Consider the following 24,262-nt stretch of genomic DNA (forward strand, 5'->3'; position numbering starts at 1 on the left):
GGGCGCTACATAATTTGAGCGACCCTTTTTATATGGAACTTCATTATTGTGTGAACGAGAACTTTGCAACAAGGCTATGTTATCTTGAAAATAAATATCGTAAATAGTTAGATAACTTAAAAGGGAATTTCATAGTTTCGTCGAATCTATATTGTTAGTAGAAAATACCAACAATAGTAGAGAGGATGAGCGATTGGATGAAAGTCCTGAAGTTTGTGGCTACGATTTTGTTGATGTTCGTATTGTGTTTCCAAGGGGCGGGTGGGCAATCCACATTCGCACAAACCGCGGATGATCCGACAATCCGGATTGGAGTCGTACCGAGTGTCGGTTCATTGACTGTTGGCGGGCAAGGTGCATTTGAATTAATCGATAAGTTTACAGGCGAGGTGTTATTCTCCGGAACGGATGAAGAAGTGTTTGTGGAATTAGGCTCCGCTTCAACTGTTCAAAGTCATTTCAGGCTGCAAGTTGCATTCACGACAAATCAAACATACGTAGATGATTGGCTGCGACGGGCGCATGCCGAAGGGTATCCGACGTACGTTGAAGACTATAGTGGCGGCTGGCGTTTGTATATAGGTGAATTTCCGACGGATGCCTCTTTTACGGTAAGGACTGCATTCAAAGATGAAGTCGTCGCAAAAGGATTGGCAGCGAGTGATGCATTTTGGAAAGTGGTGACGATCGCTGAAGGTGAAACACAATTAAAAGTGACAAAAAACGGGGAAGAGAAGGAAAATGCGAATCCTGTCCAACTCGTTGCTTCTTCCGGATTTGTCACGATTAACGGGCAAATGTACCGTGGCATCGCGGAAGTAGGGTTCAACAGCAGCGGAACGTTGGTGGGCATTAATGAATTGAGTGTTGAACACTATTTATACGGCGTCGTTCCGCGTGAACTTCCACCAGTTCCGTATGGGGAAGTCGAGGCGCAAAAAGCTCAGGCAATCGCTGCACGCACATACGCATTATCCAATTTAGGCAAGCGGAGCGCGGATGGCTATGATTTATTGCCAACGACATCCGACCAAGTGTATGGCGGATATAATGCGGAGCATCCGATTTCAAATGAAGCGGTCGACGGAACGAGGGGGATTGTCGCCACATATGAAGGCAAGCTTATTTCAGCTGTTTACCATTCCACGAGCGGTGGATTTACGGCGAATAATGAGGACGTATGGACTTCTGAAGCGACTCCTTATTTGAGAGCGAAGCACGTAGCACAAAAAGGAAATGACTTGAAATACGTCCCGGCTTTGGATATTTACAAGAAAACAGGGAACGGGGAATCATTGCGTGAAGTGAAGACCGGCGATTTCGAAGCGGATTGGTCCAAATATTATCGTTGGCACTTCGAATGGACGGCGGAAGAAATTAGTGAAGTTGTTGGAAGCTACTTCAATACGGAAGTTGGTCAAGTGTTGGAAATCAATGTAACAGAACGATCCAGTTCAGGTCGTGCAGCCGTCATTGAATTCGTCACGGAAAACGGCACGTATTACGAATACAAAGATCGCATTCGCTGGGCACTCCAATATATTAATGCGAATGGTGACCCGGCAGTGTTGTTAAGTACGTTGTTCATCATCGAGCCGATAAAGGATGAGGAGACGGATGAGACAATCGGGTACAAAGTGGACGGTGGCGGTTGGGGCCATGGCGTCGGAATGTCCCAAGTCGGCGCAGTCGGCATGGCTGAAAAAGGATACACGTATGATGTCATATTGAAGCATTTCTACACAGGAATTGAATTGGAGACAAGATATTAAAAAGGCGGTAGTCAACAGATGTATGTATTAGGAATTGACGGCGGAGGAACGAGGACGACAGGTATTGTCGCCGATGAGCTTGGTAACGTTTACATGCATGCAGTAACCGGACGGAGTAATCCGAACACGTTGCAGCAAGCGGAATTCGAAGAAGTCATTATCGGATTGGCAAGAGAGTTGAAAAGACAGAACGAAGACATTTTCAGTAAGCTGACCGTCTGTTTCGCAGGCATTGCGGGTGTCGGGGAAAGTGGACGGGATGCGGAAGTGGCGGCTCTTCTAGCCCGGGAGCTACCGGCCGGAACGAAAGTGATTGTCCGAAACGATGCGTTCAATGCACTGTATTCCGGAACGCTCGGCGGACCCGGCATCGTTCAAATTGCGGGAACCGGTGCCGTCACATTAGGTATTAACGGAAACGGAGAAGTTGCCCGTTCAGGCGGGTGGGGCTATTTATTTGATGACGAAGGAAGCGGGTTTTATTTAGGGAATGAAGCACTAAAAGCAGTATTTCGTTCGTTTGATAATCGCGGCCCGGCGACTTCATTGACGGATCGGATCACCGGCTGTCTGGCTGTACAAAACGTTCCGGACATCATTGGCAAAGTGTACGGAAAAGAGCACCCGCGTTCAATCATCGCACCCCTTGCACGCCTTGTCATGCAGGAAGCACAGGCGGATGATGAAGTTGCAAAAGGGATTGTCGAGAAGGCGTGCCTCGAGATGATGCAATCCATCGAAGCTTGCCATCGCCGTTTATTCGATGAAAACAACCCGACGGCAATCGTTCTATCGGGCGGTGTTTTCACTGATGTAGAGCTATTCGCTGGACGTTTCCGAGAGCTAGCCCAACATTCCATTCCAAAAGCCGTATTCCAACCAACGCTAGTGCCACCAGTCGGAGGGGCGGTGCTCGCGGGATTGGCGGATCAGCAAATAACCGTTAATCACGAGTTCAGTAGTCGGTTGAATGAACAGCTTCGGGAAAGGGAGACGCCATGACAGTTGTGCCTTTATCCGAAATCCCTGTATCCGATATTGTAAAGCTTTGGAATGAGGAACTCGGCAATCGCTTTCCGATGAGTGCAGCTTTATGGAAACAAAACACAGTGACGGAGCCGAATGTAATGAAGGAAGGTTCACTTGCCGTCGTCCGGGAAGGGCGGCTACGCGGGTTTATCGTTACGAAACGGTATATGGAAAAGATTGGTGCAAAAATGCCGACTGCGGTTGGTTGGATTCAATGCATGCTTGTCGAAAAATCATCACGAAATGAAGGGTTCGGCTCGGAGCTGCTTCGGCTTGCGGAACGGGCGTTGAGTGAAGCGGGAGTTGATGAAATCCGACTAGGTCGCGATCCATGGCATTATTTTCCCGGTGTCCCGCTCGAGGATGAACAGGCAATTAACTGGTTTGAAAAGCACGGATACAAAAAAGGCGGCATCGAAACGGATTTAATTAAAAATGTTCGTGACGGGGAATTGTATACGCTTTCGAATCCAAGTGACCATTATCGGCTGTTGACGAAAGAGGACATCCCTTCATTGCTCCGGTTTTTGGAACGCGTCTTTCCAGGACGGTGGCATTATGAAGCGATTCATTATGAATTGATTGGCGGAACTGGAAGGGAGTTCATGGGGTTTTTCATGGATGGAGAACTGCAAGGTTTTTGCCGGTTGAACGATCCGCATTCCCCGGTTATCGCTCAAAATGTGTATTGGTCCGCACTCGTTGACGGGGAGATGGGCGGCATCGGGCCATTAGGAATTGACCGTGAAATCCGAGGGAATCATTTTGGAATCGATTTAGTGAAAGCTGCGGCGAACGAACTGATTCGAAGAGGAATGACGGACATCGTCATCGATTGGACGCAGCTCGTTATATTTTATGGAAAACTCGGCTTCACGCCTTGGAAACAGTATCAATCGATGGCGAAAACGGTAGGGGTGGAATGAAAATGAAAGAAGCGGTACGGAACTTTTTACAGCGTGAAATCAATCAAAACGTGACACCGGGCGCGGTCATCCGTGTCCGGCATAAAGGGAAAATCATTTTTGACGAATCAATAGGGACGAACAGTTTGGAAGAAGACAAAGTTCCAATTACGAGCAGCCATCTGTTTGATATGGCATCGTTGACGAAAGTGATGGTGACACTACCCGCCATTTTGCAATTATGTGAAGCGGGTGAAATTCATTTGCAAGAAAAGATCGCGACGTTCATTCCTTCATTTCGAAAACACGGGAAAGAAAGTATGACAATTAAGCAGTTGCTTACCCATTCGTCGGGGTTGACCGCGCATCGGCCCTATTTTGAAAGAAAGCTTTCGTCTGCAGAAGTGCTGAAGGAGATTGAAGAGGAAACGTTGGAATATGCACCGGATACCGACGTCGTCTATAGCGATCTCGGGTTCATTCTCCTTATGGATATTATTGAAAAGGTTACCGGGCAGAGCATTGGTGAGTATGCGCGTCTTCATCTTTTCGAACGGATGGGAATGAAAGATACCGGATATAACCCGGCGTCTGAGCGACAACGGTATGCGCCGACCGAGTATGACGAGCATTTGAACAGCTATAAATATGGGATTGTCCATGATGAAAATACGGAATTTATGGGCGGCATAAGCGGTCATGCGGGATTGTTTTCAACGATGGAGGACTTGTCTGTTTTTACGAAGATGATTGAAAATGATGGGGTGCACGAAGGAAAGAAAATCTTGGACTTACATTGGCTTGCATTATCGAAGCGCAATTTCACACCGTTTGCGGACGAAAGTAGAGGTCTTGGCTGGCAATTGAAAGGAAGTGGAGCGAGTCCTGCAGGAGATTTAATGTCGGAAAGTACGTATGGACATACGGGATTCACAGGTACAAGTTTTTACATCGATCCGGATAAGGAATTGACGGTCATGCTACTGACGAACCGCGTGTACTTCGGGCGGCATCTTGCAATGATCCGCTTGCGGCCCCGCTTACATAATATCATTTATTCATCATTGTTCTCGTAGTCTGGGGTATTTCGAAGGAAAAGGCAGTCTATATTTTTAAAATTAAAGGGGGAGCATCATGGATTTGCAAAAGAAAGTTGGTCGATTACTCATTGCCGGATTTAAAGGCATTACGATATCAGAGGAAATTAAGCATTTGATTCACACGTATCATATTGGGGGGATCATCCTCTTCGGGAGGAATATCGGTACGCCCGAAGAAATCCATGCGTTGACGAACAGCTTGCAGGCGGAAGCGAGGAAGGCGGGCTATGAAACGCCTTTGCTCATTTGCATCGATCAGGAAAATGGCGTCGTGAGAAGACTCGGGGAAGGAACAACAATCATTCCCGGCGCAATGCTGTTAGGGGCGACACATGATCCATCGAATGCGAGAAAGGCGGGCTTCATGACCGGCAAGGAATTAAAAGCGCTCGGTATTAACTGGAACTTAGCGCCAGTCGTTGACGTAAACAATAATCCGAGAAACCCTGTAATTGGCGTTCGTTCTTTCGGAGAGAATCCTGCTGCAGTTGCGGAAATGGCGAAGCATTCGATGCTTGGCATGCAGGAGGCGGGAGTTATGACGACGTTGAAGCATTTCCCGGGCCACGGTGATACGAGTGTCGATTCCCATCTCGACTTGCCGGTAATCGACCATAATCTTGAACGGTTGCATGCTGTTGAGCTCGTTCCATTCAAACAATGCATAGCGGCGGGCGCGGATGCTGTCATGAGCGCGCACGTCTATTTTCCGGCGCTAGAGAAAAAGGAGAATGTCCCTGCGACATTATCGCATTCGGTCATTACGGGGCTTCTCCGGGAAGAACTCGGTTTCGACGGCGTCATTACGACAGATTGTATGGAAATGGACGCGATTGCAAAGAGAATTGGTACGGTGGAAGGGTGCGTGCAAGCGGTCGAGGCGGGAGTTGACTTCGTCATGGTGTCGCATTTGCATGATTTGCAGGAGCAGGCAGTACTCCGGTTGGCGGAAGCAGTCGAAAGCGGCCGGATTTCGGAGCAACGGATAAAGGAATCCATTGCAAGAATTGAAAAGCTCGCGCGCAAATACACGTCATGGGAAGAGATTGATGCGAACAACATGGTTGCCGAATTTGTCGGCTCCAGCGAGCATCGTAATGAAATGAAAGAAATTTATGTGCAAGGCATCACGGAAGTGAAAGGTACGGGCATCCCGATCAAACCGGAAGACCGCGTACTCCTCGTCCACCCGAAAAACGAATATGCGATGTTAGTCGAGGATAAACGGTACGCGACGTTGACGATGGCCGAGCAGTTGAAAAAGGTTCACGGGAACGTCACGTCGTTGGAAATTGATAAGGAAGTTCCAGACAATGTTAACATGAACGAACTCGCAGCCGAGCACGATCACATCGTCGTCGTGACGTTGAACGCAGATAAGCATGAAAACCAGCGACAGCTCGTCCGTGAATTAGTCGCAAGCGGGAAGCCGGTCGATGTCATCGCTGTCCGGTCGCCTTATGACGCATCTTATTTTCTAAATACAAACCGGGTCATCTGTACGTATGAATTCACAGCGTCAGCGTTTGAAGTGGTCGCTGCATATTTAGCAGGGAAGACTTCCATTAAGGGTAGATTGCCAGTTACATTAGTAAGTGAGTGAAAATTCTTTTTAGATAAATATATTAGTATTGATAATTAATTTCAGAAGGACTAGAATAATAGTAAGCGATTTCAATGAGAGATTTTGGAAGGAGCGTGCCGGTGAAACGAATGCGTGTCTGTGGTTTAATGTCAGGAACTTCATTAGATGGCCTCGATATCGCGGTTGTCGATTTCTCGCATGACGAAGGAAAAGTTCAGCATGATTTAGTTCATTTCGCAACAGTGCCTTATGACGATAGGATGAAGCAGGAGCTGCACAAGTTAATGGATCCGGCGGCGCCATTGCAACTCGTATCCTCGATGAATATGTATCTAGGTGAATTATATGCAAATTCGTTAATGGAAGTTTTGCAGGAAGCAGGCATCAATTTAGAAACGATAGACCTCATTAGTTCCCACGGCCAGACGATTTGGCATGAGCCTAACGTTGCAGCGGATCAACGTTACGCTCGTCCGAATACGATGCAAATCGGGGATATTGCTGTTCTTTCAGAGCGTACAGGGAAAACCGTCATCGGGGATTTCCGGACACGCGACATAGCTGCGGGTGGGCAAGGTGCTCCATTAGTGCCGTTTGCAGATCAGGTTTTATTCCAATCAGAAACGTTCGGGCGTATTTTACTGAACATCGGTGGCATCGCCAATTTAACAGTGCTACCGCCGCTCGAATCGGAACAACCAATCGTTGCATACGACACGGGGCCTGGAAATATGGTGATCGATGCTTGTGTTGTAAAGCATTTTGGCGGGCAGTCCACATTTGATAAGGACGGCGAGTTGGCTGCGGGCGGTACAGTCGACAATCAATGGATTGATGAACTGACGAGCCATGAATATTTTGCTGCGCCTGCGCCGAAAAGCACCGGAAGGGAATTATTCGGAGCTGCTTTCGTTGAAACGTTTTGGAGTGAAGGGGATGAGCGTGGTCATTCATCCACCGATAAAATTGCAACGGCTACGATGCTGACGGCAAAAACAATAGCTACAGAGATTCAGAAATATATACAAACGCATGACGTGAAAGAAGTAATTGTTAGCGGAGGTGGTGTGCACAATCGGACATTAATGGGATTGCTAAAGACGCTCCTTCCTGAACAACTAAAGTTCGCAACGACCGATGATCTTGGAATCGACGCGGATGCAAAGGAAGCATTCGTCTTTGCGTTGCTAGGCTATTTGGGCATTCATCAAATGCCGAATTCATTGCCGGCGGCGACGGGAGCGGAGCGAGAAACGATTATGGGGAAGGTTGCTTGGGGACATTCTTGATTGATTCACGAGGAAAATAAATAGGGGGTCAAGTAATGAAGAAAATATGGAAAAAATCTGCTCTTGCAGCGATGTCATTAGGGCTTGCGGCATCGCTTGCAGCTTGCGGTAACAAAGAAGAAGTAGGAAGTGTTGATGAGTTTAAAGGGAAAATTACAATTTGGGATGGACCGAGATGGCCGGATGAGGATGATAATAAATTCCACTGGCTTGAAGAGAAAATTAAAGAATATGAAGCGGCGAATGAAGGTATTGAAATTGAGTTGGTCCAAGTGCCATGGGCTGAAATGGGAGATAAGCTCGGTGTCGCTATCGCGGGGAAAGCTTGGCCGGATATCGCACCTGTTGACATTAGCGGTAGTGCGGTGAGCATTGATCATATCGAGCAAGGGGTCATCGAATCGCTAGACCCATTTTTCGATAAAGAAGCGAAAAAGGACTTCTACGAAAATGCCCTCGATGCCTATACGTATGACGGGAAGCTATACGGGATTCCAAATAGTATTACGCTCCATACGATGTTGCTGAACTTGGATTTATTTGAGGAGAGAGGCGTTGAACCGCCGAAAGACGGTAAGTGGACGTTTGATGAGTTTTTACAGACAGCGGAAAAATTGACGTTCGACAGAGATGGCGACGGGAAGATCGATGTATATGGATTCTCGACGTACATCTTGCCTGGTTACTATGAAGCGTGGCCGTTCTTCTACAAAAATGGCGGATCGCCGCTGAACGAAGATTTGACGGAGTTCACATTCGATTCTCCTGAAGCGGTGAAGGCAATTCAAGATTTAGCTGACTTGAAACTAAAGCATAAAGTCGCTCCGGAAACACTTGGCGGCAATGACGTCGGCGGAACATTCCAAGCGTGGGCGAATGAAGAGCAACGGACAGTCGCAATGGAGCCGTGGGCAACGTGGGCGATTGGTGCTGCACAAGGTGCATACCCAACAAACTTCATGGTTGCCGAATATCCGTCTGGAGATATAGGTGCAGCGACAATTGGTGGCGTCGGTGGATGGGTGATGATGCACCAAGATGATGTAAACAAGAAAGCGGCGGTTGCTGATTTCATGAAATTTATCTCTACTGCTGAAGAGCAATACCATATGGCACAACATTACGGAATCTTCCCGGCGCGCATTAGTGCAGCTGAAATGGATCCGTTCAAAGACAATCCGGCAATGACACGCGCGATGGAAATGTCCGACCAAGTCGTTATGCTTCCACGTCATCCGGAATGGAGAAAAATCGATGAAGCAATTCAAAATGAGCTACAACTCGTGTTCAACGGTGAAAAGACTGCAGAACAAGCGATGGCGGACGCTAAAAAAGCTGTCGACCAAATACTGAAATAATTGAACATGACTTAAGTAGACAACATATACGAGAAATAATTAGAAAGCAGGCTATGCATCGCGTACGCCTGCTTCACTTTTAGGGGGTGTCAACATGACGCAAATGCCAATGGGGGCAGTGCCGAAAAAGAAAAAACTGAAGGGCAACAGAAAATCGAATGGAAGCCCGAGGAAGCTTCTTTACGAGATGAAGCGGAACTATAGCGCGTACCTTTTTCTACTTCCGAAGCTCATTCTTTTCACGCTTTTCGTTGCAATTCCTGTTGTGTGGGCATTTGTCCTTTCCTTTCAGAAATACAAAATCTTTGGCAGTGAATTCGTCGGGTTCGCGAACTACATAAAAGTGTTCGAAAGCGAAGCATTTCGCATTGCATTAAAAAATACGATGCTTTTCACGGCTGTGACGGTACCATTTGGTGTCATTAGCGCCCTTGTGCTATCCACACTCATTTTTGAATTGGGGAAAGTGTCCCAAAGCCTATTTAGGTCGGCATTCTATTTGCCTACAGTCACGTCGATGGTTATTATCGCGATGGTATGGCGCTGGATGTACAATTACGATTTCGGGCTTTTCAACTATGTGCTCGGCTGGTTCGGTGTTGGTCCCGTCAACTGGCTCGGACAAACAAGCACGGCGTTATGGGCGTTAATTATTATGCAATGCCTTATTCCGTTCGGTGTTGGAATTATTATGTATTTAGCTTCGATGGGCTCAATTTCCCAATCATTGTATGAAGCGGCACGGATGGATGGCGCAAGCAAATTCAAGCAATGGATCCATATTACGATCCCTTTATTAAAACCGACGACGTTATATTTAGTGCTGTTGAGCACAATCGGTTCATTCCAAGTATTTACGCAAATCATCATGATGACAGGGGGAGGACCGGGGAGCGCAACGGAAACGCTCGTCCACCTCATTTACAAAACGGGCTTCCGGGATTTCGAATTCGGTTTGGCGGGAGCTCAATCAGTCGTTTTATTTGTCATTATCCTCATCTTTTCTGTCATCCAATTCCGGGTGCTTCGCCATGATGAGTGATTGGGGGATAGAAAAATGAAGAAAAAACCGCTCGATCGTTTAAATAAATTAATTATATTTGGATTGCTCACTGTTTTCGCCGTCGTTTCGTTGCTTCCGCTCTATTGGGTATTCTCGACTTCCCTTCAATTAAGCAGCTACCAATCCCAAGACATGGAGCGGCCGGTTTCGTACGTCGACTCCAATCCGCCGAAAATGTATCCGATGGGAATTCCGCTATATTTCAAGCATTGGGGTGAAGCGAGGGAAGCGGCGAAAGCAGGAGACGCCGAGGAAGAAGTGTTCCATCGCGATATGATGAAACATATCGTTTCGAATTCGTTCGGAAGCTTCAAAAACTTGTTCAAGAAACATGATGTTGGGAAATGGTTTTTTAACAGCATTTATATTGCGGTCGTCGTCACGATAGGCATCTTGCTCATCGACTCGATGGCGGGGTATGTTCTCGCGAAAAAGAAGTTCCCTGGGAGGAACCTGATTTTCTGGATTATCATTTCTACGATGATGATTCCTGGGCAAGTGACGCTCGTCCCGATGTTCATTATGGTCGGGAATCTTGGCTTAATGGATACGCATTGGGCGTTAATTTTGCCTGATCTTTCTATGGTGTTCGGCGTATTCCTCATGAGGCAGTTCATGTATTCCATTCCGGATGAATTGCTTGAGGCTGCAAGAATGGATGGCGCAAGTGAATGGCGGACGTTTTGGACAGTCGTCTTGCCGCTAGCGAAACCAGGACTTGCTGCGCTCGGTATTTTCACGTTCATGAACGTTTGGAACTCATTTCTCTGGCCAATTATCGTGTTGAACACCGCAAAGCTTTACACATTGCCTGTCGGATTGAAAACATTGCAAGATGCGAACTTGGCAAGCTTTAAATTGCTCATGAGCGGTGCTGCGGTTGCAGCGATTCCGATGATTATCGTCTTCATCTTGTTCCAACGCTATTTCATCCAAGGATTAACGTTAGGTGGCGTAAAGGAATGACGACGGGGCAACATCAAGTGAAACTTGGGGTGGATGTGTTTTTTGAGAGAAATCTATCGTATTTACGAGGGAAACGAATCGGCTTATTGACGAATCAAACAGGTGCAAATGCTACGCTCACATCTACAATCCGTCTTTTCCATGAACATCCTGAGTTGCAGCTTACGGCATTGTTCGCACCGGAACACGGGTTGTTAACAAATGTGAAAGAGGGAGAAAAGTTTACCGATGCCGTCCATCGTTCAACGGGCATTCCAGTTTATAGTTTGTACGGAAAGACGAAAAAGCCGACGGACGAAATGATGGGGCAAGTCGACATCGTCGTCTTCGATATACAAGATATCGGCGCAAGATATTATACGTATATATACACGATGGCGTATATGATGGAAGCTTGTGCGCGGACTGGCAAAAGGATGATTGTTCTCGATCGGCCGAATCCGATTGGCGGGGAGACGGTCGAAGGGAATTTAGTCGATCCCGATTACACGTCTTTCGTCGGACTTTACCCAATTCCGAATAGGCACGGCATGACCGTCGGTGAGTTGGCAGCTTATTTCAATGAAGCATTTCGCATTGGATGCGAATTAGAAGTCGTCGGGATAGAGGGGTGGAAAAGAAATTCATTTTACACGGACAATGGACTTCCGTGGATACCGCCTTCGCCAAATACGACATCGCTCGATATGATGCTACTGTATCCGGGCATGTGTTTAGTGGAAGGGACGAATTTATCCGAAGGGCGCGGCACGACGCAACCGTTTGAAGTTATCGGGGCTCCTTTTATTGACGGGGAGAAACTGCAAGATAACGTGAATGCGCTAGGGTTGAAAGGAATCCGTGCACGTGCGCTCGCCTTCACACCGACGTATCAAAAATATAAGGGGCAACTTTGTGAGGGAGTTCAGCTCCATATTACGGATCGACGGGCATTCAGGCCAGTGGAATCGGTCGCACAAGTGCTTGCAGTCATTGCATCGATGTATGCCGATAAGATCGAGTTTTTGGAGTACGAAAATTTACGACATCCGATGTTCGATCTGCTCGCAGGAAACGATATGTTGCGGCACGGTTTGCTGAAAGGGGATATCCGTCCGTATTTGCAACAGTGCACAAGGGATAGAGAGAAATTCATGGAAACGAGAGAACGATACTTACGATACAGATAGGAAGGCGGACGATGGAAAAATTATCACTTCTAACGACTGAACGATCCAATCCAAATACATCGCGATTGGATGAAATGTCAATCGGGGACATATTGAAAACGATGAATGATGAGGATCAAACCGTTGCACTAGCTGTCCGGCAAGTGATTCCTCAAATTGAAAAGACGGTTGAAAAAGTGGTAGAAGCTTTTAAAAATGGCGGCAGGCTCTTTTATATAGGGGCCGGGACGAGCGGCCGGGTCGGTGTCATGGATGCTGTGGAATGCCCTCCGACGTTCGGCACTTCCCCTGATCTCGTGAAGGCAGTCCTCGCGGGTGGAGAAGGGGCAATGTACGTGGCGGTCGAAGGTGCCGAAGATGATGAAGGGCTTGGAGCAAAGGATGTAGAGCGTCTTCAAATTAACGAGAAGGACGTCATTATTGGCATTGCCGCAAGCGGTCGAACGCCTTATGTGAAAGGGGCGCTCATATACGCGAAGTCATGCGGTGCAACGACTGTCAGTCTTTCCAACAATGAAAACTCGCTCATTAGTAATTATGCGGACATCCCGATTGAAGTGATCACCGGTCCGGAAGTATTGACAGGGTCCACCCGGCTGCGTGCGGCGACGTCCCATAAAATGATTTTGAATATGATTTCAACAACGGCGATGGTAAAGAGCGGAAAAGTGTATCAGAACTTGATGGTCGATTTGAATGCGAGCAATTTCAAATTACGTGAGCGTGCAAAAAAGATGGTTTGTATGATTACGGAACTGGATGAAAAAAAAGCCGAATCGGTGTTAAAAGAGACCGGCTACAATGTGAAGCAAGCGATTGTCATGATCCTTGCGGAAGTTAATAAAGAAAGAGCTGTAGCGTTAATTGAAGCGGCGGATGGATTCGTAGGCAAGGCAGTGAAACTTGCTTCAATAGAAGAAGGATGATCATCATGTCTTATCGAGATAACTTGGAGGGATGGAAATGGCGGTAACGAGTGGTGGCTTAGTGCTACTGAAAGAAATGAGGCATTTGCTCCCTCCTTCTGAACAAAAAATTGCGGACTATATTTTAGCAAACCCAAAAGATATTGTGACGATGACTGTTTCGGAGCTCGGCGAAGCAAGTCAAACGAGTGGTGCTGCCGTTACGAGGCTCTGCAAATCGTTGCGATTGAAAGGCTTCCAGGAATTAAAATTGCGCATTAACGGCGATCTTGGTCGAAAATTAGAAATTACGACGCGGGACATCCAGCCGAATGAACCGGTTGCAACGACGATTCAAAAAGTGACGGAGCAAGCCGTTCATACATTACTGGAAACTGCGGAACTGCTCAATCCAAAACAATTGGAGCGTGCTGTCGACGTGATTGTCGAAGCGAAAAACATCCATTTTTTCGGTGTTGGAGCGTCAGGAATCGCTGCAATTGACGCGCAACAGAAATTTTTACGAATCCATAAAGCTTCCACCGCCAGCACGGACTTACATATGGGGGCGACAATCATGGCGAATGTCGACGAGGAGGATGTCGTCGTCGGTATTTCTTTCTCCGGAGCGACATTTGAAGTGGAAAAAATTCTCGAGCTTGCGCAAGCGAATGGGGCGACGACAATCAGTCTGACAAAATTCGGCCAAACTCCAATTTCACAAATTTCGGATATCCAGCTACATACGTCGCCTTCGAAGGAAGCGAATTTACGAAGTGGGGCGACATCGTCAAGACTTGCCCAACTGCATATTATGGACATCCTTTTCATGTCTGTTGCCTCTAAGCAATTTGATACGACAGTCACTTATTTGGATGCCACGCGCGAAGCAATTGATGATATACGGAACGAAACATTCAAGAGACGGAAAAAATAATCCGAGAGGTGACAACTTTGACGTCAATGCTCATTCATAACGTCCAACTCGCCATGCCGGACGGAGGTATGATGGAAGGCGAAATCGTTATAGAAAACGGAAAGATTTCAACTGTTTCTGCTGTATCCATTAAAGACTTCACGGGAAGTCGGCTGGACGGTCAGAGCTGTCTCGTACTTCCTGGATTTATCGATATCCATATCCATGGGGCGGCCGGCGCCGATTTCATGGATGGGAACGAGGAGTCATTTGAAAAGATTGCAACTGCTTTGCCAAAGGAAGGGACGACTTCATTCCTCGCGACAACATTGACGCAATCCGATGATGATATTAGGAAAGCGGTCTTTGCAGGTAAGGACTTTATGAAACGAAATGAAACCGGTGCTGAAATGCTCGGATTTCATTTGGAAGGCCCTTTCATTCATCCTGAACGGTCGGGTGCACAGCCGATAGAATTTATCCGAAAACCGAATTTTGAGCTTTTGAAAAGATGGTTCGGCGAAAATTTGGACCATTTAAAAGTCGTGACACTCGCTCCTGACTGCGATGAAGGACTGGAGATGACTAGACGGTTAGCGGAACTTGGCATTGTCGTTTCGGCAGGTCATACGAAAGCAACTTTTGCAGACATGGCGCAGGCAGTCAATCATGGTTTGACACATCTAACCCATTTTGGCAATGCGATGAGCGGTTTGCATCATCGGGAAATTGGAGTTGTCGGTGCGGGCCTATTGCTGCAGGAGCTCCATTGTGAAGTCATTGCGGATGGAATCCATTTGTCAGAGGACATGTTACATCTCATTTATAAACGAATTGGCCCAGAACGAATCATCCTCATTACGGATTCGATGCGGGCGAAAGGATTGCCGGACGGATTATATACGTTGGCAGGCCAGGACGTAAAGGTTGTCGGTGCGCAAGCGACATTGGCAGATGGGACGTTGGCGGGCAGTGTCCTGAAAATGGACGAAGCGGTTCGAATGATGCGGAAATTTGGCGGCCAGTTGACCGACTTGATAAAAATGTCATCATCCAATGCAGCAAAACGGCTAGGCGTGTTTGATCGAAAAGGAAGCATTGAGGTTGGAAAAGATGCTGATCTCGTTCTCATGGACACCGAATTTCAAGTTCAGGCGACGATTTGTAGAGGGAAGGTGTGCTTTTCCCGTGAATGAAGTATGAGATGGGTTGAGTAGAAGATGCGACAGTCGATGAAGTATTTGAGGGGGGATAACGTATGGCTGAACTGAAATTGATCAATTTGACGAAGGTATTTGACAAAGGTGTTGTTGCCGTCAAAGATTTCAATTTGGATATAGAGGATAAGGAGTTCATCGTGTTTGTCGGTCCTTCCGGCTGTGGGAAATCGACAACGCTTCGAATGATTGCAGGATTGGAAGATATAACGGAAGGCGAATTTGAAATCGACGGCAAGCGGATGAATGACGTAGCTCCGAAAAATCGGGATATTGCAATGGTGTTTCAAAACTATGCACTCTATCCACATATGACCGTCTACGAAAATATGGCGTTCAGTTTGAAGCTTCGGAAAGTAAAAAAGAAGGAAATTGAAGAGAAAGTCCACGAAGCCGCCAAAATATTAGGATTGGAAGACTATTTGGACCGAAAACCGAAAGCGTTGTCGGGCGGGCAACGTCAACGTGTTGCGCTTGGCCGGGCAATCGTGCGGGATGCGAAAATTTTCCTTATGGATGAACCGCTTTCCAATTTGGATGCGAAACTCCGCGTGCAAATGCGTGCTGAAATCCAAAAGTTGCACAGACGCCTTCAGACAACGACAATTTACGTGACACACGACCAGACGGAAGCGATGACGATGGCGACACGGCTTGTCGTCATGAAGGACGGGTATATCCAGCAAGTCGGAACACCGAAAGAAGTATACGATTTTCCGGTTAATGTATTTGTCGGCGGCTTTATAGGCTCTCCAGCGATGAACTTCTTCAAAGGGAAGATGACGGAAGACGGCTTTTCTATCGGAGAGACGACGGTTTTCATTCCAACAGAGAAACGCGAAATGCTAGAAGGGAAAGGGTATGCGGGGAAGGAATTAATTCTTGGCGTCCGACCGGAAGATATTTATACGGACGCGTCCAACTTCGAATCGAATGGACAAGCGACGTTCCAAGCGACGATTGATGTGGCAGAATTAATGGGGGCAGAAACGTATTTATATGCCTCGTTAAACGGATCGGATTTCGTTGCAAGAATAAATTCCGATACAGCAATTCGTCCATCGGATACGGTTCTCCTTACGTTTGACATGGATAAAGCGCATTTTTTCGACGCTGAAACGGAAGAACGCATTTATTAATTAAATTGGAAAAGGGTTGCTCTCGTAATGAGAAGCAACCCTTAATAGTATAGTAACTTTTGTTGTTGAAGTTTATGTCCATCTAAAGATCCGTGATCCGGATTCTGTTGAAAATGATCAATGCCGCGGTCATTTTTCCACTGGATGTCTTCTATCCTTAAGCAACGCAAGCCCTACCTTCTCTTGCGTCCTTGCGACCCTTTAGCCGCGCCAGTGTGAATAAGTGTCCTCAAAAACAGTACGTAGAATGCCATGTCAAAAGTTACTATGGCGTTAAGTAATTAACCTTATCACGGGTGTGAATATTTGTCAAGGGGAAGAGGGTATGCGAAGTTTATGTATTTCCTAAGATGATTAGACATATTTCCCGGGAATTAATCTTTTTTCGACGAAATACGAGGCATAGTATTGTCATTATTACTACATCTTTCTTGTTGTTCTGGCGACTCATTTCCTTATATAATAATAGCATCTTGCAAAAGGGAGTTGGGGATCGCTTGAAGCTGAATTCAAAATTTGCAACGAAGATTATCATCCTTGTCGTTATGGTCATTGGAATCGCAACAAGTATCGGATTGGTTCTCTCTGGTGCAAATAAAGGACTGAATGTGTCGTTTTCTGAATTTGAGAAGACAATTCAGGTTCAAGAAGGGGCGCAATTGTCCTTGAAGGAAAAGGCAGATGGCACATTACAATTGAAGACGAAAGATGGGCTATACGTAACGAAAGTCCGTCCCCAAAGCCAACTATCAGAACAACTAGTCCAAAAATATAACCTCTCATATACATTTGTCGATACTAGTCAATACAATGAGTTAATTGTCGGTAGTTTAATTATCGCTGCGTTTTTGACGTTAGTAATTCTCCATAAGAAAGGGAAGCTCGGTGTCGGCGTTTCTTCGATGAAGAACGGAGCTTCAAAAGCGACGCCGCTTCCTGACATTACACTTAATGATATCGGTGGACTTCCGGAAGAGATGAAGGAAGAAATTCACCAGACGTTGTCAATTATTAAAAATCCAAAACGTGCAACACAAGTAGGAATTGAGGCACCGAAAGGAATTCTCCTTTATGGGCCTCCTGGAACCGGCAAGACGTTGCTCGCCCAAGCAATCGCCCGTGAAATCAGTGCAACGTTCTATTCATCTAGCGGATCCGCGTTTGCTGAGCTATTTGTTGGAGTCGGTGCTTCGCGAGTTCGCACGTTATTCCAAAATGCACGAAAAGCTAGACCAGCCGTCATTTTCATCGATGAAGTCGACGCGCTTGCTGGCAAGCGGAAGGAGCATGGCGGTGACGAATCTGAGAAGACGTTGACGGAGCTTCTCGTTCAGCTGGATGGCGGCAACGATAATGAAGGAATCCTATTCATTGCAGCGACGAACCGTAAAGATATGCTCGATGAAGCATTTCTTCGTCCTGGCCGAATCGATTACACGTTTAATGTGCCGCTTCCTGACACGCATGGCCGTCGCGAAATTATCGACATTCATACGAAAGGTCGGTTGCTCGCAAAAGAAGTGTATGCGTCGCTCGATGTATTGGCTGAAAGTACGTCAGGATTTTCCGGTGCGGAGCTTAGCTCTTTATTTGAAACGGCGAGTAAACGGGCAATCCGGGACGGTCGCGAAGAGATTGGTAAAGGAGATCTCGATTTCGCAATTGACCGGACAATCCTTGGCAGTACATCGCGAACGTTGAACGATCCTCATACGAAAAGAAGGGTCGCAATTCACGAAGCGGGCCATGCTCTAGTCGCAGCTCTAACGAAACCTGGCTCTGTCCGGAAAGCGACGATTATCCCACGTGGACAAGCTCTTGGCTATGTGGCGCCGATCCAAAAGGAGCTTCACTTGCAAACGGCGAGCCAGCTGCTCGATCAAGTGAGCATGATTCTCGCTGGAGGGGTCGCGGAACGATTATATCTCGGCGAGCATAGTATCGGCGTTAGCGGTGATGTACAGCAGGCGAAAGACATCATTGAGCGGATGGTTGACACAGGTTTGCTTCAAGATGGGTTTACACTGACGTTTAATAAAACCGAAAAAGAAGTGAAAATGCAAGCGCTCTTCAGTGATGCATTGAAAAAAACCGAAACGCTTATTCAGGAAAATGCTATACAGTTTGAGGAATTAGTGAATGTCTTATTCCAAAAAGAGACATTGGACGGCTCCGAAGTACAGGCAATTGTTGATGGCAAAGGTGTAATAGAAGTGAAAGAGCCAGTCATTGTTTAATTATGTAGAAAACTCCTTAGTCCGATTGGGCTAGGGAGTTTTTTAGATTTATCGCAACACAATCAACGCCCATGTCGAAAGTTTGATGTTTAAATCGCAAAATATTACAAAAAGTCGCATAGTCATGCCGTTCACGCAGTGTTACGATAAATATGGAGTGTAAAAAACTATTAACCTATGAAGGGAAAGGGAGCGATATAGTCACGATTAATCTTCACGCTATGCACCATATTTTCAAATGATGAAAGGGGAATGGTTTCATGCGGAGTAAGAGATGGGGAAAAATCTTTAATAGCTTTTTAGCAGCTGGATTGGCTATAACGATGGTGTTGCCGTCGATTCCAGCAGTAGTGAAAGCTGAGTCAGTTGCAACAGACCTGTTTATTTCTGAATATGTGGAAGGTAGCAGCTTCAATAAGGCAATTGAGCTCTATAACGGAACGGGACAGGCCGTCGATTTAAGCAATTATACGTTAGAGCTGTATGCGAACGGTGCAACTTCACCGACTGCCAAGCTAGCGTTATCAGGTACACTAGGCAACGGCAAGACGTACGTTTTATATCATCGTGATGCAGATGCAGGGATAAAGGAAAAAGGCGATCTTATGAATATGAGCGTCATAAATTTCAACGGAGATGATGCGCTCGTCCTTAAAAAAGGAAATGCAGTTATCGATTCATTCGGTCAAGTTGGAGCCCGTGCAAATTGGGGAACCGATGTGACGCTCGTCCGGAACGCTTCGGTAACGAGCGGAGATTCAAATCCGGGGGATGCATTTAATCGTGATGAACAATGGACCGTTTATTCAAAGGACACATTCGATTATTTAGGTTGGCATGAAATGGATGGAACGACACCTGGAGACCCTGGTGATCCTGGAGATCCGGCCGATCTACCAACAATCGGCGATGTGCGTTCAATGGCGCTTGGACAAACGGTGACGATAAAAGGTACTGTTGCCGCCAAATTGAAAAACACGATTTCAGTTCAAGATAGTACGGGCGGAATTGCTGTTAGGCCGACAAGTTTAGCTGTTCAAGTTGGCGATGAAGTAACATTGACAGGCATACTCGCGGATTATCGCGGACTTCTGCAGCTGGATGGCTCCAAGATTGTTGACATTACGCACGGCGTTGGAGCTCCGGAACCAATCATCATTACAGGAGCAGAAGTAGGCGAAGCGGTTGAATCGCAGCTCGTCACTGTGCATAACGCGATTCTTTCTAGTGTTCAAAACGGAAGTGGCTGGGCGAATTATTTAGCGACTGACGGAACGGGTGAATTCATCGTTCGAGATGAGACAGCGTCATTAGGGCTTACTGTCGAGACGGCTTATGATTCAATCACTGGAATCGTCCAACAGTTTGACAACGATTATCAAATCCTTCCACGTTCGATCGTCGATATCGTCGTTGATAGCTCTGTTATTCAGCCGGTCGTCGCGAATCCTGCGAGCGGCACGTTTGTAGGCAGTGTAAAAGTTTCATTAACAACAAGCACGACTGACGCAGAAGTTCTGTACACATTGAACGGCATGGATCCGATTGAAAATGGTGCGACGTATGCAACGCCAATTGATATCCGTGAAAACACGACAGTGAAAGCGGTCGTGAAAACGAATGACGGGCACTTTGGTGACGTAGCAACGTTCACGTATACAATTACGGAAGCTCTTAAAATCCATGACATTCAAGGAGACGGTCACACATCTCCTTTTGACGGTCAAGTTGTGGAAGGCGTCGAAGGGATTGTTACGTATAAATATGAGCTGAACGGCTCGACGTATTACCATATTCAGACACCAGACAACCAGCGCGACGGCAATTTGAACACATCCGAAGCGATTGTCCTTTATAGCGGTAGGGACGCTTGGAATCTTTCGATTGGTGATCTCGTTTCCGTCACCGGAACAGTGAGCGAGTATGCGATTGACGGTTATGCAGACCGCCAAGATACGGACTTAAAGACGACGCAAATTAATGTCCGTGACGACCGTGGCGGTAACGTACAAATTCTCGAGCGCAATGTTCCTCTACCAACGCCTTTCATTATTCATGAAGAAAACTTACCGCAAGATAAAATTGCGAGCCATCAATTTACTGAATTTGACCCGACAAAATATGCGGCCGATTTCTGGGAAAGCCGTGAAGCGATGCTCGTGCAAGTCGGCAATGTGAAAGCGGTCGGACCTCAACAGCATGGTGATCTCGTCACGGTATTCGAAAGTGCTGTAACGGAAACAGTAAATGGCGGCATCCTGTTGAAAGAAAACGATCAAAATGCGGAGCGTGTCCAATTCAGGCTAGAGCCGAACGGACCGGCACGTAATTTTGAAGTTGCGACAGGCGACAGTTTCGCTGGACCAATTACAGGAGTTGTAGGCTATTCATTCCAAAACTACAAGATTTACACGTCTTTGAGTGACATGCAACAAGCGTATTCAAAAGGCAATGCAGTGCCGGAAAAGACAACGATTGTGAAAGATGCAGACAAACTAACAATTGCTTCCTACAACTTGGAGAACTTCTCGAACAATAAATCAACGACTACAGATGATAAAGCGAAGAAACTAGCGAGGGCATTTGTACAGGATATGCAAAACCCTGACATTATCGGTGTGACTGAAGTCCAGGACAATAACGGACCGAATGCAGGTGATTCTCGTGCGAATGAAAGCTATGAGCGTCTCATCCAAGCAATCGTCGCTGCGGGTGGAGTCCAGTACGAATACGTCAATATCGATCCGGTGAATAATGCGGACGGCGGACAACCGAATGCGAATATCCGTGTCGGTTTCCTATACAATCCTAAACGTGTTTCTCTGACGGAGGGCATTCCGGGAGATGCGACGACGGCAACGCGTTACGAGAACGGTAAGTTGACGCTTAATCCGGGACGTATTTCTCCGAATGACCCAGCGTTCAACAGTAGCCGGAAGCCACTCGCTGCACAATTTGACTTCCAAGGTGAGTCAATCATCGCGATCATTAACCATTGGAATTCAAAAACTGGAGATACACCGTTATTCGGTTCTACACAGCCACCGGTATACGGAAGTGAAGTGCAACGGAAACAAATTGCACAGCTCGTTTACGAATTTATTTCTGAAATTAAGAAAGAAAATCCAGATGCGAATATCGTCTCCCTCGGAGATTTCAATGACTTCCAGTTCGCGGATGCATTGAAGATTCATGAAGGCGACCTCATGACGAATATGATTAACTATGTCGATAAGGCTGACCGTTATTCGTACGTCTATCAAGGAAACTCACAAGTGCTCGACCATATTTTAGTGTCGAATAACTTGGTCGATCAAACAGAAATTGATATTTTGCACATTAATGCAGACTTCACGGACATGGCGGGACGCGCAAGTGATCATGATCCTGTCATGGTGCAAATTGGCTTCGAAGCACCAGTCGTTTGGGAACCGGTCCCAATCAAAAAAGTATACAACCTCATCAATGAACATAAAAAGCAAGTGATGATTGCTGAACCGAGCGTTGCTGTCTATATGGATGCGAAATCGTCATTGAAGGACGGCGTATATTTGAAAGGAGACTATGCCGAGCTGACGGGTGAAGGATTCAAGACGAACACCGTCATTTTGCAACCGAAGAAAAAAGGGTTAATTGTCGATATGAAAGGGACGGAGATGGGTCATGTTGTCGTAGAAGGTTCGCATCCGCTCGAAATTAGAGGTGCAGAAAATGTTAGAAATATAGTATTCATAAAAGGAGCAGACCCTTCTAAAATTATTTTCTACAACTCAAAAGGGAGAAGAATTGACATTCCGAATCAGGAAGCGAAGACGAGTTCAAGCAATCTAAATAAAGCATCTTAGAACAGTTAGACCAAAGGAATACATTTCCTTTGGTCTTTTTACTTTTTTGTAAATATCAAATAAAACTGTATGGGAATCATTAATAAATTACACTGATTAATTATATTCAAAAAACATATTGTGTTTTAGAAAGATATCATTTATTATTAATCATTATTCACACAATAGTGAATGAAAAGTTTACTAGGGGGTTAGGAAATGGAACGCAAAAAGCTTTTATTTTTTGTCGGCACGCTAATAATGGCGTTGTTGTTGGCGGCATGTGGCGGCGGAGAGAGTACTACGAGTAACGAAGAAGAAACAAAAGAAAAAAACGATAATAATCGTACATTAACGATTGCCGTCGGTTCGGATATTGTGAGCTTTGATGTTCACAATCATAACAATACTTCGACAGAAGCGGTCCATGACAATATGTTTAACTACCTTGTCAAAAGGGATGCTGATAACGTCATTCAACCGGAACTCGTTGAAACAATCGAGCAACTGGATGATTTGACGGTGCAAATGAAACTGAAAGAAGGCGTCAAGTTCCATAACGGCGATAGTCTTACTTCAGAAGATGTGAAGTTCTCCCTAGAACGCGTTGCGACAGACAATACATTGTTAGAGTATGCGAACTATAAGCAAATTAAACAGGTTGATATTGTGGATGAATTAACGTTCAACATCGTAACACATGCACCTGAGCCATCTTTGTTACATAGATTATCAAGGTTGGGTTCGGGAATCATTCCTAAAAATTATATTGAAGAACACGGTTGGGATCATTTCCTATCCAACCCAGTTGGAACAGGTCCTTATAAACTCAAAGAGTGGAAAAGAGACAATCGGATCGTATTGGTCCCATTTGAAGATTATTACGAAGGAAAAGAAGATGAGTGGGATGAAGTTATTTTCCGCGTCATTCCAGAAAACTCCACAAGGGTTTCTGAGCTATTAACAGGAGGAGTCGATATTGCTGTTAACGTACCTCCAAGTGACTGGGATCGCGTAGATAAAAATGAGGGTACGTCGATGACAAGAGAAACATCCAATCGTACGCTCATGTTAATTTTACGATCGACAGAAGGGTATCCAACTTCTGATGTCCGGGTTCGCCAGGCAATTGACTATGCGATCAATGACGGGGCTATTGCCGAGTATGCATTAAATGGCGGCGGAACTCCTACTCTTACACGTGTTGGTCCTGGAAACTTCGGTCATAACCCTAAGTTGTATGACACGTATAATTATGATCTCGACAAAGCGAAATCACTCCTTGCAGAGGCTGGTTATCCAGACGGTTTTGAAATGACTTTGCATTCACCTCGCGGACGTTACTTACAAGACGCTCAAGTAACTGAAATGATTGCTGGTATGCTTGCACAAGCAGGTATTAAAGTGAACATTGAATTCCTTGAATGGAGCAATTTCGTTGAAATGCGAGTAGCTAAGTCAAACAAAGATGCATATCTTGTTGGTGTCGGAAATTCCATGTTCGATGGTGCTTATGCAGTTGACTGGTATCGTGCTGAGCGTTTTGCAGGTGAGACAGATTATAAAAATGACGAAATTGAACAGTTGCTAAAAGCTTCCGCGACGAATATGAATTCGGAAGAACGCAAGCTTCAAATTCAGAGAATTGAAGAAATTGCAGCAGAGGATGTTCCACACGTACAACTTTATCAAGAAACAATTAACAATGGAGTAAGAGATCATATCGAATTTAAACCATCTCAGGATGAAATGATTTACGTTCCGTCAATTAAACGGAAATAGTGTCTG

At 46.0% G+C, this 24,262-nt stretch carries 17 protein-coding genes; all 17 read left to right on the forward strand.

The window, feature by feature from the left end; translation table 11 throughout:
* Positions 1–197 precede the first annotated feature (197 nt).
* The 17 genes from QM454_RS09540 to QM454_RS09620 all read left to right on the forward strand — a co-directional run bounded on the left by QM454_RS09540 (position 198) and on the right by QM454_RS09620 (position 24,256).
* The gene (locus tag QM454_RS09540) at positions 198–1,772 is read left to right on the forward strand and encodes a SpoIID/LytB domain-containing protein (RefSeq protein WP_432357265.1); all 1,575 of its coding nucleotides are present in this window, start codon (positions 198–200) and stop codon (positions 1,770–1,772) included.
* 18 nt (positions 1,773–1,790) lie between these two features.
* Positions 1,791–2,774 (forward strand): N-acetylglucosamine kinase, encoded by a 984-nt coding sequence (locus QM454_RS09545; protein WP_432357267.1) that lies wholly within the window; start codon positions 1,791–1,793, stop codon positions 2,772–2,774.
* Positions 2,771–3,727, forward strand: a complete 957-nt coding sequence (locus QM454_RS09550) for a GNAT family N-acetyltransferase (RefSeq protein ID WP_432357269.1) — start codon at positions 2,771–2,773, stop codon at positions 3,725–3,727. The genes QM454_RS09545 and QM454_RS09550 overlap by 4 nt, the downstream gene beginning before the upstream one ends.
* A 2-nt stretch (positions 3,728–3,729) precedes the next feature.
* Positions 3,730–4,782, forward strand: a complete 1,053-nt coding sequence (locus QM454_RS09555; RefSeq protein WP_432357271.1) for a serine hydrolase domain-containing protein — start codon at positions 3,730–3,732, stop codon at positions 4,780–4,782.
* A 58-nt stretch (positions 4,783–4,840) separates the two neighbouring features.
* On the forward strand, positions 4,841–6,409 hold the full coding sequence (gene nagZ, locus QM454_RS09560) for a beta-N-acetylhexosaminidase (protein WP_432357272.1): 1,569 nt from the start codon (positions 4,841–4,843) through the stop codon (positions 6,407–6,409).
* A gap of 110 nt (positions 6,410–6,519) precedes the next feature.
* A complete protein-coding gene (locus tag QM454_RS09565; RefSeq protein WP_432363933.1) occupies positions 6,520–7,680 on the forward strand; it encodes an anhydro-N-acetylmuramic acid kinase in 1,161 nt (386 codons plus the stop codon).
* A 35-nt stretch (positions 7,681–7,715) separates the two neighbouring features.
* Positions 7,716–9,038, forward strand: coding sequence for a sugar ABC transporter substrate-binding protein (locus tag QM454_RS09570; RefSeq protein ID WP_432357274.1), 1,323 nt, complete (start codon positions 7,716–7,718; stop codon positions 9,036–9,038).
* A 94-nt stretch (positions 9,039–9,132) separates the two neighbouring features.
* The gene (locus QM454_RS09575) at positions 9,133–10,080 is read left to right on the forward strand and encodes a carbohydrate ABC transporter permease (protein WP_432357276.1); all 948 of its coding nucleotides are present in this window, start codon (positions 9,133–9,135) and stop codon (positions 10,078–10,080) included.
* 15 nt (positions 10,081–10,095) lie between these two features.
* Complete coding sequence (locus QM454_RS09580) at positions 10,096–11,067, forward strand: carbohydrate ABC transporter permease (RefSeq protein WP_432357278.1); 972 nt, start codon at positions 10,096–10,098, stop codon at positions 11,065–11,067.
* Positions 11,064–12,236, forward strand: a complete 1,173-nt coding sequence (locus QM454_RS09585; protein WP_432357280.1) for an exo-beta-N-acetylmuramidase NamZ family protein — start codon at positions 11,064–11,066, stop codon at positions 12,234–12,236. The genes QM454_RS09580 and QM454_RS09585 overlap by 4 nt, the downstream gene beginning before the upstream one ends.
* A gap of 11 nt (positions 12,237–12,247) precedes the next feature.
* Positions 12,248–13,162 carry an N-acetylmuramic acid 6-phosphate etherase gene (murQ, locus tag QM454_RS09590; protein ID WP_432357282.1) on the forward strand — a complete coding sequence of 305 codons (915 nt, stop codon included), beginning with the start codon at positions 12,248–12,250 and terminating at the stop codon, positions 13,160–13,162.
* 37 nt (positions 13,163–13,199) lie between these two features.
* The gene (locus QM454_RS09595; RefSeq protein WP_432357284.1) at positions 13,200–14,078 is read left to right on the forward strand and encodes a MurR/RpiR family transcriptional regulator; all 879 of its coding nucleotides are present in this window, start codon (positions 13,200–13,202) and stop codon (positions 14,076–14,078) included.
* A 26-nt stretch (positions 14,079–14,104) separates the two neighbouring features.
* Positions 14,105–15,253: an N-acetylglucosamine-6-phosphate deacetylase gene (nagA, locus tag QM454_RS09600; protein ID WP_432363935.1), complete on the forward strand. Its 1,149-nt coding sequence runs from the start codon at positions 14,105–14,107 to the stop codon at positions 15,251–15,253.
* A gap of 62 nt (positions 15,254–15,315) precedes the next feature.
* A complete protein-coding gene (locus QM454_RS09605) occupies positions 15,316–16,413 on the forward strand; it encodes an ABC transporter ATP-binding protein (RefSeq protein ID WP_432357285.1) in 1,098 nt (365 codons plus the stop codon).
* 497 nt (positions 16,414–16,910) lie between these two features.
* The gene (locus tag QM454_RS09610) at positions 16,911–18,650 is read left to right on the forward strand and encodes an AAA family ATPase (protein ID WP_432357287.1); all 1,740 of its coding nucleotides are present in this window, start codon (positions 16,911–16,913) and stop codon (positions 18,648–18,650) included.
* Positions 18,651–18,910: 260 nt separating this feature from the next.
* Entirely contained in the window at positions 18,911–22,495 is a 3,585-nt protein-coding gene (locus tag QM454_RS09615; RefSeq protein ID WP_432357289.1) for a lamin tail domain-containing protein, read from the forward strand.
* A 198-nt stretch (positions 22,496–22,693) separates the two neighbouring features.
* Positions 22,694–24,256 (forward strand): ABC transporter substrate-binding protein, encoded by a 1,563-nt coding sequence (locus QM454_RS09620; protein WP_432357291.1) that lies wholly within the window; start codon positions 22,694–22,696, stop codon positions 24,254–24,256.
* The last annotated feature ends 6 nt before the right edge of the window (positions 24,257–24,262 follow it).

Source organism: Sporosarcina sp. UB5 (assembly GCF_050859005.1).
In the GTDB taxonomy this organism is placed as follows: domain Bacteria; phylum Bacillota; class Bacilli; order Bacillales_A; family Planococcaceae; genus Sporosarcina.

What these genes read in the sequence shown, in the direction of transcription:
- QM454_RS09540 (WP_432357265.1), top strand. Translation starts at nt 198, where the DNA reads ATGAAAGTCCTGAAGTTTGTGGCTACGATTTTGTTGATGTTCGTATTG.
- QM454_RS09545 (WP_432357267.1), top strand. Translation starts at nt 1,791, where the DNA reads ATGTATGTATTAGGAATTGACGGCGGAGGAACGAGGACGACAGGTATT.
- QM454_RS09550 (WP_432357269.1), top strand. Translation starts at nt 2,771, where the DNA reads ATGACAGTTGTGCCTTTATCCGAAATCCCTGTATCCGATATTGTAAAG.
- QM454_RS09555 (WP_432357271.1), top strand. Translation starts at nt 3,730, where the DNA reads ATGAAAGAAGCGGTACGGAACTTTTTACAGCGTGAAATCAATCAAAAC.
- nagZ (WP_432357272.1), top strand. Translation starts at nt 4,841, where the DNA reads ATGGATTTGCAAAAGAAAGTTGGTCGATTACTCATTGCCGGATTTAAA.
- QM454_RS09565 (WP_432363933.1), top strand. Translation starts at nt 6,520, where the DNA reads ATGCGTGTCTGTGGTTTAATGTCAGGAACTTCATTAGATGGCCTCGAT.
- QM454_RS09570 (WP_432357274.1), top strand. Translation starts at nt 7,716, where the DNA reads ATGAAGAAAATATGGAAAAAATCTGCTCTTGCAGCGATGTCATTAGGG.
- QM454_RS09575 (WP_432357276.1), top strand. Translation starts at nt 9,133, where the DNA reads ATGACGCAAATGCCAATGGGGGCAGTGCCGAAAAAGAAAAAACTGAAG.
- QM454_RS09580 (WP_432357278.1), top strand. Translation starts at nt 10,096, where the DNA reads ATGAAGAAAAAACCGCTCGATCGTTTAAATAAATTAATTATATTTGGA.
- QM454_RS09585 (WP_432357280.1), top strand. Translation starts at nt 11,064, where the DNA reads ATGACGACGGGGCAACATCAAGTGAAACTTGGGGTGGATGTGTTTTTT.
- murQ (WP_432357282.1), top strand. Translation starts at nt 12,248, where the DNA reads ATGGAAAAATTATCACTTCTAACGACTGAACGATCCAATCCAAATACA.
- QM454_RS09595 (WP_432357284.1), top strand. Translation starts at nt 13,200, where the DNA reads ATGGCGGTAACGAGTGGTGGCTTAGTGCTACTGAAAGAAATGAGGCAT.
- nagA (WP_432363935.1), top strand. Translation starts at nt 14,105, where the DNA reads ATGCTCATTCATAACGTCCAACTCGCCATGCCGGACGGAGGTATGATG.
- QM454_RS09605 (WP_432357285.1), top strand. Translation starts at nt 15,316, where the DNA reads ATGGCTGAACTGAAATTGATCAATTTGACGAAGGTATTTGACAAAGGT.
- QM454_RS09615 (WP_432357289.1), top strand. Translation starts at nt 18,911, where the DNA reads ATGCGGAGTAAGAGATGGGGAAAAATCTTTAATAGCTTTTTAGCAGCT.
- QM454_RS09620 (WP_432357291.1), top strand. Translation starts at nt 22,694, where the DNA reads ATGGAACGCAAAAAGCTTTTATTTTTTGTCGGCACGCTAATAATGGCG.